Annotated in this window: 3 protein-coding genes and 1 pseudogene; 2 read left to right on the forward strand and 2 right to left on the reverse strand. The window is 33.7% G+C overall.

Annotated elements, in window-relative coordinates:
• The first annotated feature begins 55 nt into the window (after window positions 1-55).
• Both ACINWC743_RS03195 and ACINWC743_RS25230 read left to right on the forward strand, forming a co-directional pair.
• Entirely contained in the window at window positions 56-433 is a 378-nt protein-coding gene (locus ACINWC743_RS03195) for an IS630 transposase-related protein (RefSeq protein WP_005029849.1), read from the forward strand.
• Between the two features lie 142 nt (window positions 434-575).
• Window positions 576-977: pseudogene (locus ACINWC743_RS25230) on the forward strand (transposase); the annotation flags it as partial.
• Window positions 978-1,179: 202 nt separating this feature from the next.
• Here the strand turns inward: ACINWC743_RS25230 and ACINWC743_RS03205 are convergent.
• Both ACINWC743_RS03205 and ACINWC743_RS03210 read right to left on the reverse strand, forming a co-directional pair.
• Window positions 1,180-1,557: a hypothetical protein gene (locus ACINWC743_RS03205; RefSeq protein WP_009584357.1), complete on the reverse strand. Its 378-nt coding sequence runs from the start codon at window positions 1,555-1,557 to the stop codon at window positions 1,180-1,182.
• A complete protein-coding gene (locus tag ACINWC743_RS03210) occupies window positions 1,557-2,378 on the reverse strand; it encodes a cysteine peptidase family C39 domain-containing protein (protein WP_009584356.1) in 822 nt (273 codons plus the stop codon). The genes ACINWC743_RS03205 and ACINWC743_RS03210 overlap by 1 nt, the downstream gene beginning before the upstream one ends.
• Window positions 2,379-2,454: the final 76 nt, after the last annotated feature.

Genomic DNA, 2,454 nt, shown 5'->3' on the forward strand with positions numbered 1-2,454 from the left:
TATAGCTAAATATATAAAGTTTGCTACACTATAAAAAACCTTACTGACTGCTGTTATGCCTAAGCCATACTCCAATGATCTTCGATACAAAGCTCTAGACTACTACAAAGAATGCCAGAATAAGTCTAAAACATGTACTGTTTTTAAGATTGCAAGAACGACTTTAGATCTCTGGATTCAGCTCGAACATCTCCAAGGAAATGCGAATAGACCACATCCCGAAAAAGCAGGTCGACCCTATAAAATTAAAGACCTAAAGGCTTTCAAAATCTTTGTTGAAACAACATCATTTTCACAGGCTAAAGATCTGGTGCCATTATTTGAGCAAAGATTTGGTTATTCCGTCAGCTATGCCAATATCTTATTTGCTTTAAAAAAGCTGGGGTGGAGTTATAAAAAAAGAGTTTTCTCTACAGACAAGCCTGCAAAATAGGACGAGCAGTATTCCAATGGTTCCTGCCACAATGGAAACAGCAATATGGTGAAGAGTATATTTTATACATTGATGAATCAGGTATAAATACCAATGAGGTTGCTGAATATGGTTGGTCTGAGAAAGGAAAAGTTGTCGTGCATTAAGAACAGGTGGGCATGGAAGTAGACTAAATATAATCAGTGCTGTTCGATCAAGTGCAACGTTTAAATTCATTGCTCCCCTAATTTTTAAGGGCTCATGTGATCGCAATACTTTTACTGGCTGGCTTGAATATTTACTCAAAGATCTAACAAGAGATAAAAATGGTCAGCCTCAAAAATATTTACTAATTTTAGATAATGCTTCTATTCACAAAGGTCGAAAAATTGAGGAATTGGCTCGCCAGTACAATGCTAGGCTGATGTATTTGCCTACTTATAGTCCAGACCTCAATCCAATTGAAAAAGCTTGGTCTATACTAAAAAGAAAAGTCAGACATATTGTTAGCCAACAACAGAAAACTATTCTTGAGGCTTTAGATATTGGGTTTAATCAAATGTAGCATAGTTTATTTAACTAGCTATACCTGATGTCTGACTGGGCTAAGTTTTGTGATGCATAAAAAATAAATAGCATAAAATTAATGCTCCTACCTTTGGGGCAGAAGCATCAATCCATTTATTGATAATCAAAAAACCTAAAAATTAACTTACACAAAATAATTTAAGAGCTCTACTACATTTAATTTACAGCCCCATTATTACTTATAAATTTTTTAACCAATCAGGCTCTTCTTCTTCAATAAGCTCAGTATATTCTCTATTTTCAATAATATTAATCCATCCACCACTCCATAAATCAAACATAGAGAGTTTTTCAATAATATATAAATTTTTATCCATCTTAGATATAGAAATCATACTGAATTTATAATGAGTATAGTCCCCACCTGCGCCTGCTGGTATGCGCGCATCTATATCTTTATGATTCCAGTTTAAAACCTTTCCTGTTACCTGTGGTATAGCCTCTAAAAAATCAATTTCAAATGTACTAGATATTTTGCATAAACATGGAACATTGTTTACTTCCAGTATTTTTTTCGTATACAAGTTATCATCAAAGTTAACGGTTACTTTTAACATTATTTATAATTCCTAGGTATTACTGTTTCACCAGTAAAAGCTTTTTTAAAACTTTCTATCGGGCTGTAATATGATGCATTATGTGGATCTCGTATTGCTACCACTTTTTTTCCACCTCTTATTGTTACTCCATCCACTACAACAAAATGAGAAAAACCTGTTTTATCATCAGCAATTCTAACAATTACTGGTGTACCCTTACTAGTATATTGTTCAAGTTGAGTTATCGTTCTGCTAGAAAAAGCATAATTTTCGACATTATTTTGTTTTAATAACTCAGAAACTTGTTTAAAAGTAATACCATCGGTCTTCGGTGGAATTGAATTTATTAAATTTTCAACATTTACAGGTTTTTTCAATGTATCTAAAACCATTACACAAGAGTTATGACCACATGTTGGAACATTTCCTTGGCTAACTAACAATCGTTTTGTTTCATGTTGAATTGCATCAACTTTTAAAGGGTTTTTATCATGTATTGCCGCAGCTTTTAAATCTATACTTTTAGGTGCAACAGCTCCACCTATCATCAATACATTACCAACCACCTCAACTCCAGCAAATGTTCTAGACAATGCTGTCATTTCTTGATTTGTAAATAGTGATCTATCAGCAAAAACATCGTGACCACTTTTCAGTGTATTCGCAACTATTGAAGCCAATGCGCCACCTTGAACAAGTGCCCTAGAACTATTTAACTCATAGACTGAATATAGGGCTTGATAATCTGCTGGTAACAATTTTGCTTTCAAACTACCATTTTGATTGACAACTAAATAACGCAATCCTGTACTGTCATTTGGATTAGGGTCTGTTGACATTTATGGTCCATAATTTAACCTACAAGGGGAGCCATAAAAATATGCAAGCTAATGCAACAGAACTTTCATAGTTCCG

This window comes from Acinetobacter sp. WC-743 (genome assembly GCF_000335555.1).
In the GTDB taxonomy this organism is placed as follows: Bacteria; Pseudomonadota; Gammaproteobacteria; order Pseudomonadales; family Moraxellaceae; genus Acinetobacter; species Acinetobacter bereziniae.

Excerpts from the sequence above, each read along its gene's own strand:
- ACINWC743_RS03195 (WP_005029849.1), top strand. The coding sequence starts at position 56 with ATGCCTAAGCCATACTCCAATGATCTTCGATACAAAGCTCTAGACTAC.
- ACINWC743_RS03205 (WP_009584357.1), bottom strand. The coding sequence starts at position 1,557 with ATGTTAAAAGTAACCGTTAACTTTGATGATAACTTGTATACGAAAAAA.
- ACINWC743_RS03210 (WP_009584356.1), bottom strand. The coding sequence starts at position 2,378 with ATGTCAACAGACCCTAATCCAAATGACAGTACAGGATTGCGTTATTTA.